17 protein-coding genes and 3 tRNA genes are annotated in these 17,296 nt (G+C 71.4%); 15 read left to right on the top strand and 5 right to left on the bottom strand.

The genetic code is table 11. The features are described from left to right. Positions 1-42: 42 nt before the first annotated feature. The 4 genes from ASD62_RS11515 to ASD62_RS11500 all read left to right on the top strand — a co-directional run bounded on the left by ASD62_RS11515 (position 43) and on the right by ASD62_RS11500 (position 3,475). A complete protein-coding gene (locus tag ASD62_RS11515; protein ID WP_082580745.1) occupies positions 43-531 on the top strand; it encodes a thioesterase family protein in 489 nt (162 codons plus the stop codon). Beyond that, on the top strand, positions 528-1,631 hold the full coding sequence (locus ASD62_RS11510; protein WP_056916081.1) for an alcohol dehydrogenase catalytic domain-containing protein: 1,104 nt from the start codon (positions 528-530) through the stop codon (positions 1,629-1,631). Before ASD62_RS11515 ends, ASD62_RS11510 begins: the two co-directional genes overlap by 4 nt. Positions 1,632-1,764: 133 nt before the next feature. Next, complete coding sequence (locus ASD62_RS20140; protein ID WP_157581444.1) at positions 1,765-1,944, top strand: hypothetical protein; 180 nt, start codon at positions 1,765-1,767, stop codon at positions 1,942-1,944. Positions 1,945-2,026: 82 nt separating this feature from the next. Then, positions 2,027-3,475, top strand: a complete 1,449-nt coding sequence (locus tag ASD62_RS11500; RefSeq protein WP_082580743.1) for a protealysin inhibitor emfourin — start codon at positions 2,027-2,029, stop codon at positions 3,473-3,475. Between the two features lie 27 nt (positions 3,476-3,502). On the opposite strand, the gene ASD62_RS20135 is transcribed toward ASD62_RS11500, so the two are convergent. Continuing rightward, complete coding sequence (locus ASD62_RS20135; RefSeq protein WP_157581443.1) at positions 3,503-3,991, bottom strand: hypothetical protein; 489 nt, start codon at positions 3,989-3,991, stop codon at positions 3,503-3,505. A gap of 28 nt (positions 3,992-4,019) precedes the next feature. Here ASD62_RS20135 and ASD62_RS20130 point away from each other — a divergent pair, with 28 nt between their 5' ends. The 8 genes from ASD62_RS20130 to ASD62_RS11465 all read left to right on the top strand — a co-directional run bounded on the left by ASD62_RS20130 (position 4,020) and on the right by ASD62_RS11465 (position 11,680). Beyond that, positions 4,020-4,325: a hypothetical protein gene (locus ASD62_RS20130; RefSeq protein WP_157581442.1), complete on the top strand. Its 306-nt coding sequence runs from the start codon at positions 4,020-4,022 to the stop codon at positions 4,323-4,325. A gap of 504 nt (positions 4,326-4,829) precedes the next feature. Beyond that, on the top strand, positions 4,830-6,821 hold the full coding sequence (gene gyrB / locus ASD62_RS11490; RefSeq protein WP_056917335.1) for a DNA topoisomerase (ATP-hydrolyzing) subunit B: 1,992 nt from the start codon (positions 4,830-4,832) through the stop codon (positions 6,819-6,821). A gap of 172 nt (positions 6,822-6,993) precedes the next feature. Continuing rightward, positions 6,994-9,642, top strand: coding sequence for a DNA gyrase subunit A (gene gyrA / locus ASD62_RS11485; protein WP_056916077.1), 2,649 nt, complete (start codon positions 6,994-6,996; stop codon positions 9,640-9,642). A 53-nt stretch (positions 9,643-9,695) separates the two neighbouring features. Beyond that, entirely contained in the window at positions 9,696-10,148 is a 453-nt protein-coding gene (locus ASD62_RS11480) for a DUF3566 domain-containing protein (RefSeq protein WP_056917334.1), read from the top strand. Between the two features lie 141 nt (positions 10,149-10,289). Next, positions 10,290-10,366 (top strand) — tRNA-Ile (locus ASD62_RS11475). 44 nt (positions 10,367-10,410) lie between these two features. After that, on the top strand, positions 10,411-10,530 hold the full coding sequence (locus ASD62_RS20725; RefSeq protein ID WP_235529214.1) for a DLW-39 family protein: 120 nt from the start codon (positions 10,411-10,413) through the stop codon (positions 10,528-10,530). A 17-nt stretch (positions 10,531-10,547) separates the two neighbouring features. Next, positions 10,548-10,623 (top strand) — tRNA-Ala (locus ASD62_RS11470). A gap of 163 nt (positions 10,624-10,786) precedes the next feature. Beyond that, positions 10,787-11,680, top strand: coding sequence for an SGNH/GDSL hydrolase family protein (locus ASD62_RS11465; RefSeq protein ID WP_056916076.1), 894 nt, complete (start codon positions 10,787-10,789; stop codon positions 11,678-11,680). Positions 11,681-11,716: 36 nt separating this feature from the next. Here the strand turns inward: ASD62_RS11465 and ASD62_RS11460 are convergent, their stop codons facing one another. The 4 genes from ASD62_RS11460 to selD all read right to left on the bottom strand — a co-directional run bounded on the left by ASD62_RS11460 (position 11,717) and on the right by selD (position 14,376). Then, on the bottom strand, positions 11,717-12,223 hold the full coding sequence (locus tag ASD62_RS11460; RefSeq protein WP_056916075.1) for a hypothetical protein: 507 nt from the start codon (positions 12,221-12,223) through the stop codon (positions 11,717-11,719). Positions 12,224-12,229: 6 nt separating this feature from the next. Next, on the bottom strand, positions 12,230-12,412 hold the full coding sequence (locus ASD62_RS11455) for a YegP family protein (protein WP_056916074.1): 183 nt from the start codon (positions 12,410-12,412) through the stop codon (positions 12,230-12,232). A 134-nt stretch (positions 12,413-12,546) separates the two neighbouring features. Then, positions 12,547-12,990, bottom strand: a complete 444-nt coding sequence (locus tag ASD62_RS20325; RefSeq protein WP_056916073.1) for an SRPBCC family protein — start codon at positions 12,988-12,990, stop codon at positions 12,547-12,549. Positions 12,991-13,359: 369 nt separating this feature from the next. Then, positions 13,360-14,376 carry a selenide, water dikinase SelD gene (gene selD / locus ASD62_RS11445; RefSeq protein ID WP_056916072.1) on the bottom strand — a complete coding sequence of 339 codons (1,017 nt, stop codon included), beginning with the start codon at positions 14,374-14,376 and terminating at the stop codon, positions 13,360-13,362. Between the two features lie 24 nt (positions 14,377-14,400). On the opposite strand from selD, the gene ASD62_RS11440 reads away from it, so the two are divergent. From ASD62_RS11440 to selB, 3 genes are all read left to right on the top strand, one after another. After that, positions 14,401-14,496 (top strand) — tRNA-Sec (locus ASD62_RS11440). Positions 14,497-14,510: 14 nt separating this feature from the next. After that, positions 14,511-15,842 carry an L-seryl-tRNA(Sec) selenium transferase gene (selA, locus tag ASD62_RS11435; RefSeq protein ID WP_056916071.1) on the top strand — a complete coding sequence of 444 codons (1,332 nt, stop codon included), beginning with the start codon at positions 14,511-14,513 and terminating at the stop codon, positions 15,840-15,842. Next, a complete protein-coding gene (gene selB / locus ASD62_RS11430; protein ID WP_056916070.1) occupies positions 15,843-17,291 on the top strand; it encodes a selenocysteine-specific translation elongation factor in 1,449 nt (482 codons plus the stop codon). The last annotated feature ends 5 nt before the right edge of the window (positions 17,292-17,296 follow it).

Raw genomic sequence — 17,296 nt, 5'->3', positions numbered from 1 at the left:
GCCGGGCAGGTCGCCCGGGCCGTGCCTGCCTAGGATCGAGCCATGACGGCCGACGCTGACCGCACTGCCACCGACGGCTCGGGATCGAGGCCGGACCCGCGCTCCCTGACCCGGGCGCACTTCGACCACGTGGTCACGGCGACGACCCGGTGGTCCGACAACGACATGTACGGCCACCTCAACAACGCCGTCTACTACGAGCTGTTCGACTCCGCCATCAACGGCTGGCTGATCGCGGGTGCCCGGATCGACGTGATGGCGCTGCCCGAGCTCGGGGTCGTCGCCGAGTCCGGCTGCCGGTACTTCCGTGAGCTGGAGTACCCCCGACCCCTCGATGTCGGCGTGCGGGTCGAGCGGATGGGGCGCAGCAGCATCACCTACGCCCTGGGCCTGTTCGACGCCGGGTCGGACGAGCTGGCAGCCCTGGGGCACTGGGTCCACGTGTACATCGACCGCACGACCCGCTCGAGCGTCCCCATCCCGGCCGTGGTGCGCGACCTGCTCGACGACGCAGTCCTGGCGCGGGCGTGAGGATCACCGGTGCGGTCCTCGAGGAGGTCGGCCGGGCCGGCCCCTGGGCGCAGACCCGGCCCCTGACGGTCGGAGAGCTCGACCTCGACGGACCGGGCCCGGGCGAGGTGCTGGTGCGGATGGAGGCCGCGGGGGTCTGCCACTCCGACCTGTCCGTCGTCGACGGCAACCGGTCCCGCCCCGTCCCGATGCTGCTCGGTCACGAGGGGGCGGGACGAGTTGTCACGGTCGGGGCCGGTGTGGACGACCTGGTCGTGGGGCAGCGCGTGGTCATGACGTTCCTGCCCCGGTGCGGGGCGTGCCCGGGGTGCGCGACCGGTGGCCGGATGCCGTGCGGTCCCGGTTCGGTGAGCAACGGCGCCGGTGAGCTGCTGGGTGGCGGGCGTCGCCTCTCGCGCGACGGCGCCCCGGTGCACCACCACCTCGGGGTCTCCGCGTTCGCCACCCACGCCGTCGTCGACACCCGCTCCGTGGTGCCGGTCGAGGACGACGTCCCGCCCGACGTCGCCGCGGTGCTGGGCTGCGCCGTGCTCACCGGCGGGGGTGCGCTGCTCAACGCCGCGCCCCCCGAGCCCGGGCAGTCCGTCCTCGTGGTCGGCCTGGGCGGGGTCGGTATGGCGGCCCTGCTCACCGCCGTGGCCCTCGGCGCCGGCGAGGTCATCGCCGTCGACGGGGTCGCGGCCAAGCGCGCCCAGGCCCTCGACCTGGGGGCGACCCGGGTGCTCGACCCGGCGGAGCTGGGGGCAGGAGACGTCCGCGGCGACGTGGTGGTCGAGGCAGCCGGGAACGCGAGGGCGTTCGAGGCGGCGCTGGCTGCGACCTCCCCCGGGGGCCGCACCGTCACCGTGGGGCTGCCCCACCCCGACGCCCGGGCCAGCATCTCGCCGCTGCAGCTCGTCGCCGAGGCCCGGACCGTCATCGGCAGCTACCTGGGCTCGGCCGTCCCCCGCCGCGACGTCCCCGTGTTCGCCCAGTGGTGGCGCGAGGGACGGCTGCCCGTGGAGGCGCTCGTCTCCTCGACCATCGAGCTGGACCAGGTGAACGAGGCGATGGAGGAGCTTGCGGCGGCACGCGCCGTACGGCAGGTCATCCGGTTCTGAACCGGCACGGCGGTTCGGCGTGTGTCAGCACGACGACACCCGCTCCGTCTGCCGGGCCACGGAGCGGCCAGCCGTTCGGGGCGAGGGTGGAGCCACCCGGAAGCGCCGGGGCCCGGACACCCAGGAGATCGTGATGCGAAGCCAACGTCACCTCGACACCGCGCACCACCACCCCGTCGTGAGCAAGGCCCGCGGCACCTGGACCTGGACGTGCGAGTGCGGGGGCGCCCACTGCCGCACCGACCTGAACCGGCTGAGCTGGCGCCGCGTCGTCGTGGAGGCCCTCGCACACTCGACGACCATCGCCGCCTGAACCCGTCCCCGACGGCGGACGGCATGGCGACGGGCGCCGCCGACCTCTGGCGGTTGTCGGTGGGGCCGCGCACCATGGACCCATGAACGAAATGTCCGGATCAGCACGCTGCGGGATCGTCCCGCCGTACCTCCTGCAGGCGCTCGCCGCCGCCGACGGCCACGCTGCGGCGTCGGCCGAGCACACCCTGCGCCGCGACGTCGAGCACCGTTCGCGCCGTGAGGGACGCCCCACCGCCGCTTCCCCGACCCGGGCTGCCGGTGGCACCACGACGTCCCCGTCAGCCACCGGTCCTGCCCCCGACGACGGGTCCGGACCGCAGCGCGTCGTCGGTGACGCCAAGGGGGCCGAGACCCTTCCCGGCACGACGGTTCGCCGTGAGGGCGAGCCGGCCACCGGCGACCCCGCTGCCGACGAGGCCTACGACGGCCTGGGCCAGACCTGGTCGCTCTACTCGCAGGCCTACGACCGGGACTCGCTCGACGGCAAGGGGCTGCCGCTGCTCGCGACGGTGCACTACGGCAACGACTACGACAACGCGTTCTGGGACGGCACGCAGATGGTGTTCGGCGATGGCGACGGCGAGGTCTTCAACCGGTTCACCGTCAGTGTCGACGTCATCGGCCACGAGCTGACCCACGGCGTGACCGAGCTGACCGCGGGACTGACCTACCAGGGCCAGTCGGGGGCGCTGAACGAGAGCGTGTCCGACGTGTTCGGGTCACTGGTGCGCCAGCGCGCCCTCGGACAGTCCGCAGAACAGGCCGACTGGCTCATCGGGGCGGGTCTGTTCACGGCGGACATCAAGGGGGTGGCGCTGCGTTCGATGAAGGCGCCGGGCACCGCGTACGACGACCCGCGGCTGGGCAAGGACCCGCAGCCGGCCACGATGGCCGGTTACGTCGAGACCACCGACGACAACGGCGGGGTCCACACCAACTCCGGCATCCCCAACCACGCGTTCTACCTGGCGGCGACCGCCATCGGCGGGAACGCCTGGGAGGCACCCGGCCAGATCTGGTTCGACACCCTGACCGGCGACGGGATCGCCGCCGACTGCGACTTCGCCACCTTCGCCCGCCTCACCGTGGCCGCCGCCACCACGAGGTATGGCGCAGGGTCCAGCCAGGCGACGGCGGTCGAGCAGGCCTGGGCCGAGGTCGGGGTCGCGGTCACCGCCGGCCAGGGTCCGGCCGTGCCGTCCCCCACCGTGCCGTCCCCCACCGTCCCCTCCCCCGCTCCCGCGCCGGCCGAGCTCGTCCAGGTGCGGCGCACCGGGGGTCTCGCGGGGATGCGCCAGGCCCGCACCGTGGCGCTGTCCGAGCTCCCCGAACCCGATGCGAGCCAGTGGCGCAGCCTGCTCGCGGAAGACGGGTTGCACGCTCTGGCCGCGAGCCCGGGCGGGCGCACCATCCCCGACGCGTTCACCTACCACGTGGCCTGCCCACCGGACGGTGACGAGGTCACGTTGCCCGAGCACGGCATACCGGATCCGGTGCGTGAGCTGTTCCGTCGCACCCTCGGCGACTGACCGGTCAGGGCTGACGAGGTCGCGGTGTCAGCGGGTGGCCTGAATCGTCCGGATGATCCGGGTCATGACCGCCGCGCTGCGCGAGGCGCTGGCTGCCGTCGTCGAGACGTTGGCGATCCCGTCCGCGGTGCGGACCATGAGCGCGTCGCCGGCAACGGTCTTCGTCCCCGACGTGATCACGTAGCTGGCGCGCACGGCCGGTCCGGCCTTCGTCGTCACGTGCCGGATCTTCGTCACCGTGCCGCCCGAGCCGAACTCCAGCTGGCGCCGCAGGAGGTCGTCCGCAGGGATCTCCTGGTACGGCAGGTGCATCACGACGACGACCGTCGTACCGACCAGGATGGTGTCCGTCTGACGCAGCAGGCCGTCCTTGAGCTCGGTCGTCCCGACGCCGAGTCGAGCGGCCAGCGCCTTCATGGCCGGCGCCTGCGCGTTCTGGGTCAGCATGGCGTCCGCGTCGACGCGGCCGAGCTCGATCGGGGCGGCGAAGCTGATGCCGGCGGGCTTGACGGTCACGCGCTGCTCGTCGCCGCGGAGGGCGGTCGTGGACGAGGCTGCCGGCTTCGCGCTCGCCGACCTGGTGGTCCTCGGCGTGGAGGTGCCGGCGGCCGAGGCGGAGGTGCTCGGCGTGGAGGTGCCGGCGAGCGAGGTGGAGGTGCTCGGCGAAGGCACCGCCGTGCGGGTCGCCGTCTGGGTGATCTCGCCGGGGATCGGTGGTGGTGTGGTCAGGGTGGCCGACGAGAGACCGACCCCCGATCCACACCCGGACAGCCCGAGGGCCGCCACGACCAGCACGACGGACCCGGTCAGGCCCTTGGCACACGTCTCCCCCGCATGGCCGAGAAGATAGGTGGGCGGCTGCCTGTCGCGAGGGCCGAATGGGGGAAAATGGCCCAGACGGGCCATACCGGCGGTGCTCCTGCGGAACGGGCCCCACACGAGCCGCTCGCGGACGCCGGAAATCCCGAAATCTGGCTCTGGAGGACGGGGTGACGTACCGGGACTCCAAACCGGGCCCTTTTTTGGTTCAAATCGTGGCTCACGGGCCTCCTGACGCCCTGTGCGACCACCCTGACAGGTAGACTGGGGGGTGAAATCGCGGCCGGCTGGTCTCCACCAGAACGGCCGCGTGCCATGAGCAGGGAGCAGCGACGCGCCGGGGCGACCCCCGAGCGCGCTGCCCCACCGGAGAAGGAGCACCGTGTCCGAGTCTGACCAGACGCCACACGAGAGCACGCCGAGCACCACCCCGAACGACGCACCGGGAGCCACGCCCAACTCGGACCCCAGCGAGAACCTCACCGCAGCGCAGGCCGAGGCGGCCCGACTCGCGGCCGAGGCAGAGCTCGCCGGGGTGCCCGCCGGCGCCGACTACGACGCCAGCGCGATCACGGTCCTCGAGGGCCTCGAGGCGGTGCGCAAGCGTCCCGGCATGTACATCGGCTCGACCGGTGAGCGGGGACTGCACCACCTGGTGTGGGAGATCGTCGACAACGCCGTGGACGAGGCGCTGGCCGGCTACGCCGACACCATCGACGTCACGCTGCTCGCCGACGGCGGGGTGCGCGTCGTCGACAACGGCCGCGGCATCCCGACGGGCAACAACGACCAGTACGGCATGTCCACGGTCGAGCTCGTCCTGACGCAGCTGCACGCCGGCGGCAAGTTCGGCGGCGGTGGCTACAAGGTGTCCGGCGGCCTGCACGGCGTCGGCTCCTCCGTGGTCAACGCGCTGTCGACCCGCCTCGACGCCGAGGTGCACCAGCTCGGCCACGTCTTCCGGGTCTCCTTCGACCACGGTGAGGCCACGGCCCCCCTGGAGAAGATGGAGGCGTCGGACCGCACCGGCACCACCATCACCTACTGGGCCGACGGCGACATCTTCGAGACGACGACGTACGACTTCGAGACGATCCGCGCGCGCTTCCAGCAGATGGCGTTCCTCAACAAGGGCCTGACCATCAACCTGGTCGACGAGCGGGTCCCGGAGGCGGCGGTCGACGCCGACGAGGCCGATGTGGTCGACGTGACGGAGAAGAAGCCGCGCAAGGTCAGCTACAAGTACGACAACGGCCTGGTCGACTACGTCACGCACCTGGTCTCGTCCAAGAAGTCCGAGCCGGTCCACAACGAGATCATCTCGATCGAGTCCGAGGACACCGAGCGGCAGCTGTCGCTCGAGCTCGCGATGCAGTGGACGACGGCGTACTCCGAGTCGGTGCACACCTACGCCAACACCATCAACACCCACGAGGGCGGCACCCACGAGGAGGGCTTCCGCGCGGCGATGACCAAGCTCATCAACGACTTCGCGCGCAAGCAGAACCTGCTCAAGGACAAGGACGACAACCTCACCGGCGACGACATCCGCGAGGGCCTCACCGCCGTCGTGTCGGTCAAGCTCGGCGAGCCGCAGTTCGAGGGCCAGACCAAGACCAAGCTCGGCAACTCCGAGGTCAAGGGGTTCGTCCAGCGGGCCATGACCGATGAGTTCGGCCACTGGCTCGAGGCGCACCCGACCGAGGGCAAGGACATCGTCCGCAAGTCGATCCAGGCCGCCGCCGCCCGCATGGCCGCCCGCAAAGCGCGCGAGGCGACCCGGCGCAAGGGCCTGCTCGAGTCCGGCGGCCTGCCCGGCAAGCTGCGCGACTGCCAGAGCAAGGACCCCTCGATCTCCGAGGTCTTCATCGTCGAGGGTGACTCGGCCGGCGGCTCGGCCGTGCGCGGTCGCAACCCGCACAACCAGGCGATCCTCCCGATCCGAGGCAAGATCCTCAACGTCGAGAAGGCCCGCATCGACAAGGTGCTCGCCAACAACGAGGTCCAGGCGCTGATCTCGGCGTTCGGCACCGGCATCGGCGAGGACTTCGACAAGACCAAGGCGCGCTACCACAAGATCGTGCTGATGGCCGATGCCGACGTCGACGGCCTGCACATCCGGACCCTGCTGCTGACGCTGCTCTTCCGGTTCATGCGTCCGCTGATCGAGGAGGGCTACGTCTACCTCGCGCAGCCGCCGCTGTACCGCCTCAAGTGGAGCAACCACGCGCACGAGTTCTCCTACTCCGACCGTGAGCGTGACGCCATGCTCAAGGCCGGGCAGTCCCAGGGGTGGCGCCTGCCGAAGGACGCGGGCATCCAGCGCTACAAGGGTCTGGGCGAGATGGACTACCAGGAGCTGTGGGAGACCACGATGGATCCTGACCACCGCGTGCTGCTGCAGGTCACGCTCGACGACGCGGCCGCGGCCGACGAGATCTTCGCGATCCTCATGGGTGAGGACGTCGAGAGCCGTCGTGGCTTCATCCAGCGCAACGCCCGCGACGTCCGCTTCCTGGACATCTAGGTATGCAGCGGGGCTCGCCGACGGTCGGCACTGCGGGGGGCGCTTGGCCTGTCCATCCGCAGCTCGCGCGCTGCGCGCACTCCCTGCTCCCGCCAACCCACCACGGCCTGCGCGCCCCCCGCAGCACCTCCCTCTGATCGTCACCGTTCCTCGTTGATATGCAAGGATTTTCATGACTGAGATACCGCCGATCGAGTACGACCGCACTGAGGCGGTCGACCTCAACGCCGAGATGCAGCGCAGCTACATCGACTATGCGATGACGGTCATCGTCAGCCGCGCGCTGCCCGACGTGCGTGACGGGCTCAAGCCGGTCCACCGCCGCGTGGTCTACGCGATGTACGACGGTGGCTACCGTCCGGACCGCGGCTACAACAAGTGCAGCCGCGTCGTCGGCGAGGTCATGGGGCAGTACCACCCGCACGGTGACTCCTCGATCTACGACGCCCTCGTCCGCCTGGTGCAGGACTGGTCGCTGCGGTACCCGCTGGTCGACGGGCAGGGCAACTTCGGGTCCCCGGGTGACGACCCGGCGGCAGCGCCGCGGTACACCGAGTGCCGGATGGCCCCGCTGGCCATGGAGATGGTCCGCGACATCCACGAGGAGACCGTCGACTTCCGCGACAACTACGACGGCAAGACGCAGGAGCCGACCGTCCTGCCGAGCCGGTTCCCGAACCTGCTCGTCAACGGCAGCTCCGGCATCGCCGTGGGCATGGCCACGAACATCCCGCCGCACAACCTGCGCGAGGTGGCCGACGCCGCCCAGTGGATCCTGGCCAACCCCGAGGCCGACCGCGAGGCCGTGCAGGCGGCGGTCGTCTCGAAGATCACCGGACCGGACTTCCCCACGGGCGCACTGATCCTGGGCCGCAAGGGGATCGAGGAGGCCTACCGCACCGGTCGTGGCTCGATCATCATGCGCGCGGTGGTCGAGGTCGAGGAGATCCAGGGCCGGCAGTGCCTCGTGGTCACCGAGCTGCCGTACCAGGTGAACCCCGACACCCTCGCGCAGAAGATCGCCGAGCTGACCAAGGAGGGGCGGCTCTCGGGCATCGCGGACATCCGCGACGAGACCTCGGGTCGTACCGGCCAGCGCCTGGTGGTCGTGCTCAAGCGCGACGCCGTCGCGAAGGTGGTGCTCAACAACCTCTACAAGCACACCCAGCTGCAGACGAACTTCGGCGCCAACATGCTCGCGCTCGTCGACGGGGTGCCGCGCACCCTGCCGATCGACGCCTTCATCCGGCACTGGGTCGACCACCAGATCGAGGTCATCCAGCGCCGGACGAAGTTCCGCCTGCGCAAGGCCGAGAACGAGATCCACATCCTGCGTGGTCTGCTCAAGGCGCTCGACGCCCTCGACGAGGTCATCGCCCTCATCCGCCGGTCGCAGACCGTCGAGGCGGCGCGCGACGGGCTGATCGCCCTGCTCGAGATCGACGAGATCCAGGCCCGCGCCATCCTCGAGATGCAGCTGCGCCGCCTGGCCGCCCTCGAGCGCCAGAAGATCATCGACGAGCACGACCGCCTCGAGGCCCTCATCCTCGACTTCGAGGACATCCTCGCCAAGCCCGAGCGCCAGCGGACGATCGTGTCCGAGGAGCTCGCGGAGATCGTCGACAAGTACGGCGACGACCGGCGCACCCGGATCGAGTTCTTCGACGGCGACATGTCGATGGAGGACCTCATCCCCGAGGAGGACGTGGTCGTCACCATCACCCGTGGTGGTTACGCGAAGCGGACCCGGGTCGACGCATACCGGTCGCAGGGACGCGGCGGCAAGGGAGTCCGCGGCGCCTCGCTGCGCGGCGACGACATGGTGGACCACTTCTTCACCACCACCTCGCACCACTGGCTGCTCTTCTTCACCAACCTCGGACGGGTCTACCGCGCCAAGGCCTACGAGCTGCCGGACTCGGGCCGCGACGCCAAGGGCCAGCACGTCGCCAACCTGCTCGCGTTCCAGCCGGACGAGAAGATCGCCCAGGTCCTCGACGTGCGCGACTACGCCCAGCAGCCCTACCTCGTGCTCGCCACGAAGAACGGCCTGGTCAAGAAGACCCGCCTGGGCGACTACGACTCCCCGCGCAGCGGTGGGCTCATCGCCATCAACCTCAAGGACGGCGACGAGCTCGTCGCGGCCGACCTCGCGTCGCAGACCGACGACCTGCTCCTCGTGTCGCGCAAGGCCCAGTCGGTGCGGTTCCACGCCACCGACGAGCAGCTGCGCCCGATGGGCCGCGCCACCAGCGGCGTGACCGGGATGCGGTTCCGCGGCGACGACTCGCTGCTGTCGCTCAGCGTCATCCACGAGGGTGAGGACCCCGACGTGTTCGTGGTCTTCGAGAACGGCATGGCCAAGCGCAGTCCGTCCTCGGACTGGAACGCCAAGGGCCGTGGCGGCCTCGGTGTCGCCGTCGCCAAGATCACCGAGCGCAACGGCGACCTCGTGGGCGCCCTCACGGTGAGCGAGGACGACGAGGTCCTGGTCATCATGGGCAAGGGCAACATCGTCCGTATGCCGGTGGGTCCCGTCACCCGACGTGGCCGCAACACCCAGGGCATGAAGTTCGCCAGCCCGGGGAGCAGCGACTCCGTCGTGGCCGTCGCCCGGAACCCCGAGCGTGCCGCCGAGGAACTGAATGACTCTCAGGTCGCCGAGGGTGCCGAAGGCGACTCCCAGGCCGTCGATGCCGTACCGTCGTCGGAGAACGAGCAGGTCGCCCAGGTGGCCGGCGAGGGTGTCGACGAGTCGGTCGACACGGCGCCGGAGTCCACCGAGGAGACCGGGACTGACGCCAGCGGAGGTAACGAGTGAGCACGGCAGGCCAGACCAGCACCTCCCTGCCCGGTGGGAAGGAGTCCGGTGCCATGAGCCGCAACGCCGATGGTTCGGCAGCACCCCGCGCCGGCGCGCAGTCCCGACCCGGGGCAGCCACCACGGCGGCGAGCGCAGCCCGGGCCCGCCGGGTGAAGCTCACCGTCTCGCGGGTCGACCCCTGGTCGGCGATGAAGATGTCCTTCCTCATCTCGGTCGCCCTCGGCATCGCCGGTGTCGTCATGGTCGCGGTGCTGTGGATGATCCTCTCGGGCATGGGCGTCTTCTCCGAGGTCAACCGCCTGGTCGGGACCGTCTTCAACGACGCGCAGAACCCGTTCGACATCATGGACTTCCTCGGCTTCGGTCGGGTGCTGTCCCTGTCGATCGTCATCGGGGTCATCGACGTCATCCTGCTGACCGCCCTGAGCACCCTCGGAGCGTTCCTCTACAACATCTGCTCGGCCCTCGTCGGCGGCCTCCAGCTGACCCTCACCGACGACTGAGAGCCGGCCCCGCGGCATACGCGAAACCGCCCATCCTCCGGCCCCGGAGGGTGGGCGGTATCCGTTTTGGTGGGCGGGTCACCTGTCATGTAACCTCGTGCCTCGCGCCACCCTCCGTGGCGCAGCGGAGATTGGGCTCACGGGCCTATAGCTCAGACGGTTAGAGCGCTTCCCTGATAAGGAAGAGGCCACAGGTTCAAGTCCTGTTAGGCCCACCAATCCCGATCCCCGCGGGTTCCTCTGCGAGGGAAGGCGGACCGCCGTGAAGAAGATCCTGCTCCTCATTGCGACCGTCGTCGGGGCTGCCGCGGTGCAGAAGAAGCTCAAGGACCAGCAGGCCGAGAAAGACCTCTGGGCCCAGGCGACCGACTCACCCTCGTAGTCGCAGCCCGCACGTCGGGGGCCATGGCGCAATTGGTAGCGCACCTGCTTTGCAAGCAGGGGGTTAGGGGTTCGAGTCCCCTTGGCTCCACCACAGATCAGAGGCCCTTCCCGGTGTGCCGGGAGGGCCTCTTCCGTTTGCGCCGCCCGCTCCACTCGTTGCCGCGGCGTCGCGGGGTTAGGTTGGGCTGGGTGCCACCGACGTCACCCGCCGGGGCGAGCCGGACCCGGGCTGTTCACGAACATCGGAGTTCCTGATGCGCCGCACCACGAGTGTCCTCGCCACGACCCTCTTCACCGCAGCCCTGGGAGTGGGAGTTGCCGTCCCCGCCACCGCGAAGGTGAGTCCCCCCAAGGCGAACCACCACTCGATCAAGACATCCCCCTACGTGGCGCTCGGTGACAGCTATGCCTCCGCGGCGGGGGTGGCCCCGCTCGTCGCCGGCGCCCCGGCCACCTGCAGCCGGTCGACGCTGAACTTCGCCCACGACCTGGCCGCCGCCACGCAGCCGAGGTCCTTCACCGACGTCACCTGCAGCGGCGCGAAGACCGCAGACTTCTACGGCTCGCAGGCTCCCGGTGTCGCGCCCCAGCTCGACGCGGTGACGAAGAAGACCCGGTTCGTGACCATGACGATCGGTGGCAACGACGAGGACGTCTTCACCAGCTCGTTCTTCGGCTGCGCGACGATCTCGGCGACCGACGTCCTGGGCAACCCGTGCCAGCGCAAGTACGGCACCACCTTCACCGATGCGATCGTCAACCAGACCTACCCCAACGTCCTGGCCGCGCTCAAGGCGGTACGCAAGAAGGCGCCCGCCGCGACGATCGCGATCGTGGGCTACCCGCAGATCCTCCCCGAGGTCGGCCGGCTCGACTGCTACCGCTCGATGCCGATCGCCATGGGTGACGTGCCGTGGCTCAAGCACGAGCAGGACGTCCTCAACGCCGTCATCGCCAGGGCGGCACGGCATGCAGGCGCCCGGTTCATCGACATGGCTGCCAGCTCCCGTGGGCACGACGCGTGCGCCCCCGTCGGCACTCGCTGGATCGAGCCGGCCATTGCACCGGTCAACGCCTTCCCGGTGCACCCGAACGCCACCGGCGAGGCCGCGATGGCCGAGCAGACCCTGCTCCAGCTCGGACTCTGACCCCGCGAGCCCCGGGGCGTCTGAGGGATCCGACGGTCAGGGGGCCAGCAGGGCCAAGGGGACGCGGCAGTTGACGCCGACGTCGTTGAGGCGGGCGACGAGCGGGCGCCCGTCGACGACCGGGAGGACCAACGGCTTCGGCTTGCCCGCCGCCAGCGACCGCGCGTACGCGTCGCGGGCAGTGACCAGCTGCTCCCAGTCGTCGATCCACTGGGCGGTCGGCTGGTCGGCGTCGACCACGCCCGGACCGAGGGAGCGCAGCGTGGTCAGCATCTCGACCACGGCGTCGTTCTGCGCGTTGATGGCGCCGAGCCGCTGGTTGCGTGGTGCGGACGTGGGCACCGCCGCCGCCGACACCGAGTCACGCATCGTCGCGCACGCCACGCCGACGGTCCGGGTGATCGCCGAGTTCTCGATGACCGCAGGGTTGTCGGTGTTGGCGAACGCCCAGAGCTTCACCAGGGCCACGGCGACGACGACCCCAGCGACCACCACGGAGACCCGAGCCGCCCAGACCCGCCAGCGCTCGGCGCGATCCGCCACGGAGACCTAGCCGTCCACCTCGACGGTCGGGGCTCCTGCCGCACTGGTCTGCACCGAGGCGATGCCGTTCTGGGCAGCGGACTTGCTCTCGTACGCCTCACCGACGGCGACGACCTGGCCGTTGCCGGCCTTGAGACGGAACCGCCACTTGCCGGCCTTGTCCTGGTAGAGCTCGAACTTCCCCGCCATGGCGCACCTCCGTCGAGTGGACAACCGAAACGCTTGGCAGCCTAGGACCGCCGGGTGCGCCCGTACAGGTCCATGAGGTGCGGACTCAGGCAGCGTCGGCGGACGTCGAGCGCACCCCTCGACCGGCCGGCTCGTCAGTGGGTCGCGCGGGCCTCGGCCATCGACTTGAGCTTCGTCATGGCGTCCATCGTCTGCTTCGGCAGGTCGCGACGGATGAGCGGGGTGAAGAGCTTGCCGAACCCCCGGGTGCCGATGTCGATCGAGTGCGTCAGGGTCGTCCCCACCCCGTCCGAGGCGGCGACGAAGTCCACCGTGACGTCCATCATCTTGTCGGTGAACTTCATCGCGAAGTGGCGGTCGGGTTCGCGCGCGATGACCTCGCCGTCCATCGAACCCGTGCGCCGGCCGTCGTCGTAGTGGTACTTCAGCTTGGTGCCCACGTCGTTGGCCCCGGCGTCGAGCTTGTCGATCCCGGTGCACCGCGACAGCCACTGCGGTGTCTGGCTGAAGTCGTCGACGATCGCGAAGACCACGGACGGTGGGGCGCTGACGGACAGCGTGTGTGCGAAGCGGGGCATGACAGGTCTCCGGACACGTCGAGGGGTCGTGCAGGGGTGCGGACACCGTACTGCTCCGTGCCACCCTCCGGGTCCGTCGCACGGACGAGTTCGCACCGGGCAGCTAGGGGGTGGGAGGTATGGCGTGCACCTCGAGGCCGGGCGGGGCCGGCCGGGGGCGACGGGGCTCCCGCACCCCTGCCGGTACACGGCATACGCGGTGACGTCGGTGGCGTCGGCGGGAGCGAGGGAACGCACCAGGGCGACCGCCTCCCCGGCGTTGTCCGCGGGGACGGTGCACGTGCTCAGCCCGCCGCGACGCGAGCGCGCGGTGACGTCGAAGGTCCTCATCACCCCAGCGTGCGCTCCCGAGCCCCCGACGACAAGACCTCAGGTGATGCGCAGGCGAGGGGGGCCGGCGACCGTGTGGCCGACGACCGGGGCACCGGGCACCTCACCGACCACGAGCAGGCCACCGCTGGTCTGGGCGTCGGCGAGCATGAGCAGCACCTCCTCGGAGACCTCGGCGTCCAGGTGGGGGCGCACCCAGTCGAGGTTGCGCCGCGTTCCGCCGCTGACGTACCCCTCCCGCAGCGACTCCCGGGCCCCGTCGAGCACCGGCACCGCCGTCGAGTCGAGCACGGCCCCCACCCCGGACGCGCGCAGCAGCTTCCACAGGTGCCCGAGGAGCCCGAACCCGGTCACGTCGGTCGCCGCCCGCGCCCCGCCCGCGACGGCAGCGGCGGAGGCGACGTCGTTGAGCGCGACCATCGAGGCCACCGCATGGGGGAAGACCTCACCGGTCGACTTGTGGCGGTTGTTCAGGACCCCCACCCCGATCGGCTTGGTCAGGCTGATGGGCAGCCCGGCCACGGCGGCGTCGTTGCGCAGCAACAGGTTCGGGTCGGCCAGGCCGGTCACCGCCATCCCGTACTTCGGCTCGGGGTCGTCGATGCTGTGCCCGCCAGCGACCGCACAGCCGGCGGACCGGGCGACGTCCAGGCCCCCGCGGAGCACCTCGCGCAACAGCTCCAACGGCAGGACCGCCCGTGGCCAGCCCACGAGGTTGACCGCCAGGACGGGACGCCCGCCCATCGCGTAGACGTCGGAGAGGGCGTTCGCCGCGACGATGCGCCCGAAGTCGTAGGCGTCGTCCACGACCGGGGTGAAGAAGTCGGCGGTGCTGATCACCGCGGTGCCGCCGTCGATGCGCAGCACGGCCGCGTCGTCGCCGTCGTCGAGCCCGACCAGGAGGTCACCGTCACCGGCTCCGACCGGTGCGCCGCCGACGAGACCGCGGACGACCTCCTCGAGCTCCCCGGGCGGGATCTTGCAGGCGCACCCCCCACCGGAGGCGTACTGCGTCAGCCGGACAGGCGTCTCGGTGGTCGCGTCGAGGGTGCTCACCGTGCCTACGCTAGCCTCGCCAGCGGAGGCGTACAGGTGCCTGGTGGCCCTCCCGGTCTTCAAAACCGGTGAAGCCGAGCAGCTCGGCTTGGCGGGTTCGATTCCCGTCCGCCTCCGCCACGACAGGAGGACGTATGCCGCAGCCGCAACCGGGCGACGTGCGTCGCCTCGTGCCGCGTACCGACACCGTCCTTGCGGAAACCGCTGTGGCAGAGGCGATCTCGCGCCTGGGTCGAGACACGGTCCGGACCGCCGTGGTGGCTGCGCAGGAGCAGGTGCGTCGCGGCGGCATACGTCCCGACGAGGTGGTGTCAGCGACGTTGGCAGGGCTGCCCACCCGGGCGACCACGCTCACGCCGGTGCTCAACGCGACCGGGGTCGTGATCCACACCAACCTCGGACGGGCACCGCTGTCGGCTGCCGCGGTCGAGGCCGTCGTCGCCGCGTCAGGCACCGTGGACGTCGAGCTCGACCTCGCCACCGGCAACCGGTCGACGCGTGGTCGGGGCACGCTCGCCGCCCTCCTCGGCGCGGTGCCGTCCGCCGGTGGGGCCCTCGTCGTCAACAACGGGGCCGCCGCCCTGGTGCTCGCCACGGCCGCCCTCGCCGCCGGACGCGAGGTGGTGGTCAGCCGCGGGCAGATGGTCGAGATCGGCGACGGGTTCCGCCTGCCCGACCTCATCGAGAGCACCGGTGCCCGGCTGCGGGAGGTCGGCACCACGAACCGCACCACGCTGGCCGACTACGAGCGCGCCCTCGGCCCCGAGACCGGCTGCATCCTCGTGGTGCACCCCAGCAACTTCCGGGTCGAGGGGTTCACCGCATCGGTCGGCATCCGCGAGCTCGCCGGACTCGGTGTGCCGGTGGTCCACGACATCGGCAGCGGCCTGCTGCGTCCACACCCGCTCCTGCCCGACGAACCGGATGCGACGACCTCCCTGCGCGACGGGGCCGCGGTCGTGACGTGCAGCGGCGACAAGCTGCTCGGTGGACCACAGGCCGGCCTGGTCCTCGGCACGGCCGACGTCGTCGGTCGTCTGCGCCGCCACCCGCTGGCCCGCGCGCTGCGGGCCGACAAGACCACGCTCGCCGGGCTGGAGGCCACCGTTCGCGGCCCCCGCCCCCCGGTGTGGGAGGCGCTCGAGGCCGACCCGGGGGCACTGCGGTCCCGCTGTGAGCGCCTGGCCGCGGAGGTCACCGGTGCGGTGGCCGCCAGCCACCCCGCGCACGTCGTCGAGGTGGTGCCCGCCGACGGTGTCGTCGGTGGCGGCGGTGCACCCGGACTCCCCCTGCCGGGGTGGGCGGTCGCCCTCCCCGAGCCGTATGCCGCCGCGCTGAGGGCGCTCGACCGCCCCGTCCTCGCGCGCCTGGACCACGGCCGTTGCCTGGTCGACCTGCGGTGCGTCTCCGGCGAGCGGGACGCGGACGTCGCGGCGGCCATCCGGTTGGCCGGGCGCACGACGTAGATGGCGGTCGTCGCCACCGCCGGCCACGTGGACCACGGCAAGTCCACCCTGGTCCGCCTGCTCACCGGCACCGAGCCGGACCGGTGGGCCGAGGAACGCGACCGTGGACTGACGATCGACCTCGGCTACGCCTGGACCGACCTCGACGGGGTGCACCTGTCCCTGGTCGACGTGCCCGGCCACGAGCGGTTCGCCGCCAACATGCTGGCCGGACTGGGGGCCGTCGCCGGGGTGATGTTCGTCGTGGCGGCCGACGAGGGCTGGGCCCGACAGTCGGAGGAGCATGCCCGAGCCGTCGCGGCACTCGGCCTGCGCGAGGTGCTGCTCGTCGTCACCCGGTGCGACCTCGTCGACGAGTCGAGGGCGCTCCGTTCGGCGCGAGCCGCGGTCGAGCACCTGGCCGCCCTGGGCCTAGCGGCCCGCGAGTCCGTCCTCGTCTCGGGTCGCACCGGCGCCGGGTTGCCCGGGTTGCGTGCGGCGCTGCGCCGGCTCGCTGTCGCCGTGGGGGACGCGGACCCGAAGGCACCGGTACGGCTGTGGCTGGACCGCGCGTTCACCGTGCGTGGCGTGGGTACCGTCGTCACCGGCACCCTGACCGCTGGGACGGTGCAGGTCGAGGACGAGCTGCTGCTGCGCGGTGAGGTGGTCCGGGTCCGCGGGGTGCAGACCAGTGACCGGCCCGTCGACCGGGTGGCGGCGCCAGCGCGGGTGGCGCTCAACCTGCGGGCGGTCCCGCTCGACGGGGTCGCCCGGGGGGACGTGCTGCTCGACCCGCGCCTGCCCGGCCCGGCAGCGGTCGTGGACGTGACCACCCACGAACCCTGGCCACGCGGCGCCATACCCCGGTCGTGGCCGCGCCAGCTCGTGCTTCACGTGGGCACGGCCGCAGTGGGCGTGCACGTCCACGCGATGGCCGACCGCCGGCTCCGGCTGCGACCCGCCACCGCCCTGCCGCTGGCGCTCGGCGACCGCGGGGTGCTGAGGGATCCGGGGCTGCACGAGGTGCGCGCCGGTGTCGAGGTGGTGGCGCTCGACCCGCCACGGCGACGTCAGCGACCGACGGTTACTCGTCAGGGTGCTGCCGACGAACCCGGCACGGCTGCTACCGCCGGCGACGACGGACCCCTGGCGACGCTGGGGTCGTGGCTGGCGGTCCACCCCCTCGACCCGCCCACCCGGGAGCAGCTCGGGAGCTGGGGAGTGACCGCCCACGTGCTCGCGGGAGCAGAACGAGCCGGACAGGTGACCCGCCTCGGCGGACTGGTGCTGGCCGGCGACGCGGTGGCTCGCGCCACGGACGCCGTCCAGGGGCTGGCCGAGCCGTTCCGGCCCGGTGACGCAGCCGCCGCGCTGCAGACCTCGCGCCGGGTGGTCATCGCCCTGCTCGAACGGCTCGACAGCCTCATGGTGACGCGCCGGCTCCCCGACGGGACGCGGGTGGTGCGGTAGCCGAC

Source organism: Phycicoccus sp. Root563 (assembly GCF_001427915.1).
Taxonomy (GTDB): Bacteria; Actinomycetota; Actinomycetes; order Actinomycetales; family Dermatophilaceae; genus Pedococcus.
The sequence above is the reverse complement of the archived record's forward strand: the minus strand, read 5'-3'. Positions and strand labels throughout refer to the sequence as shown.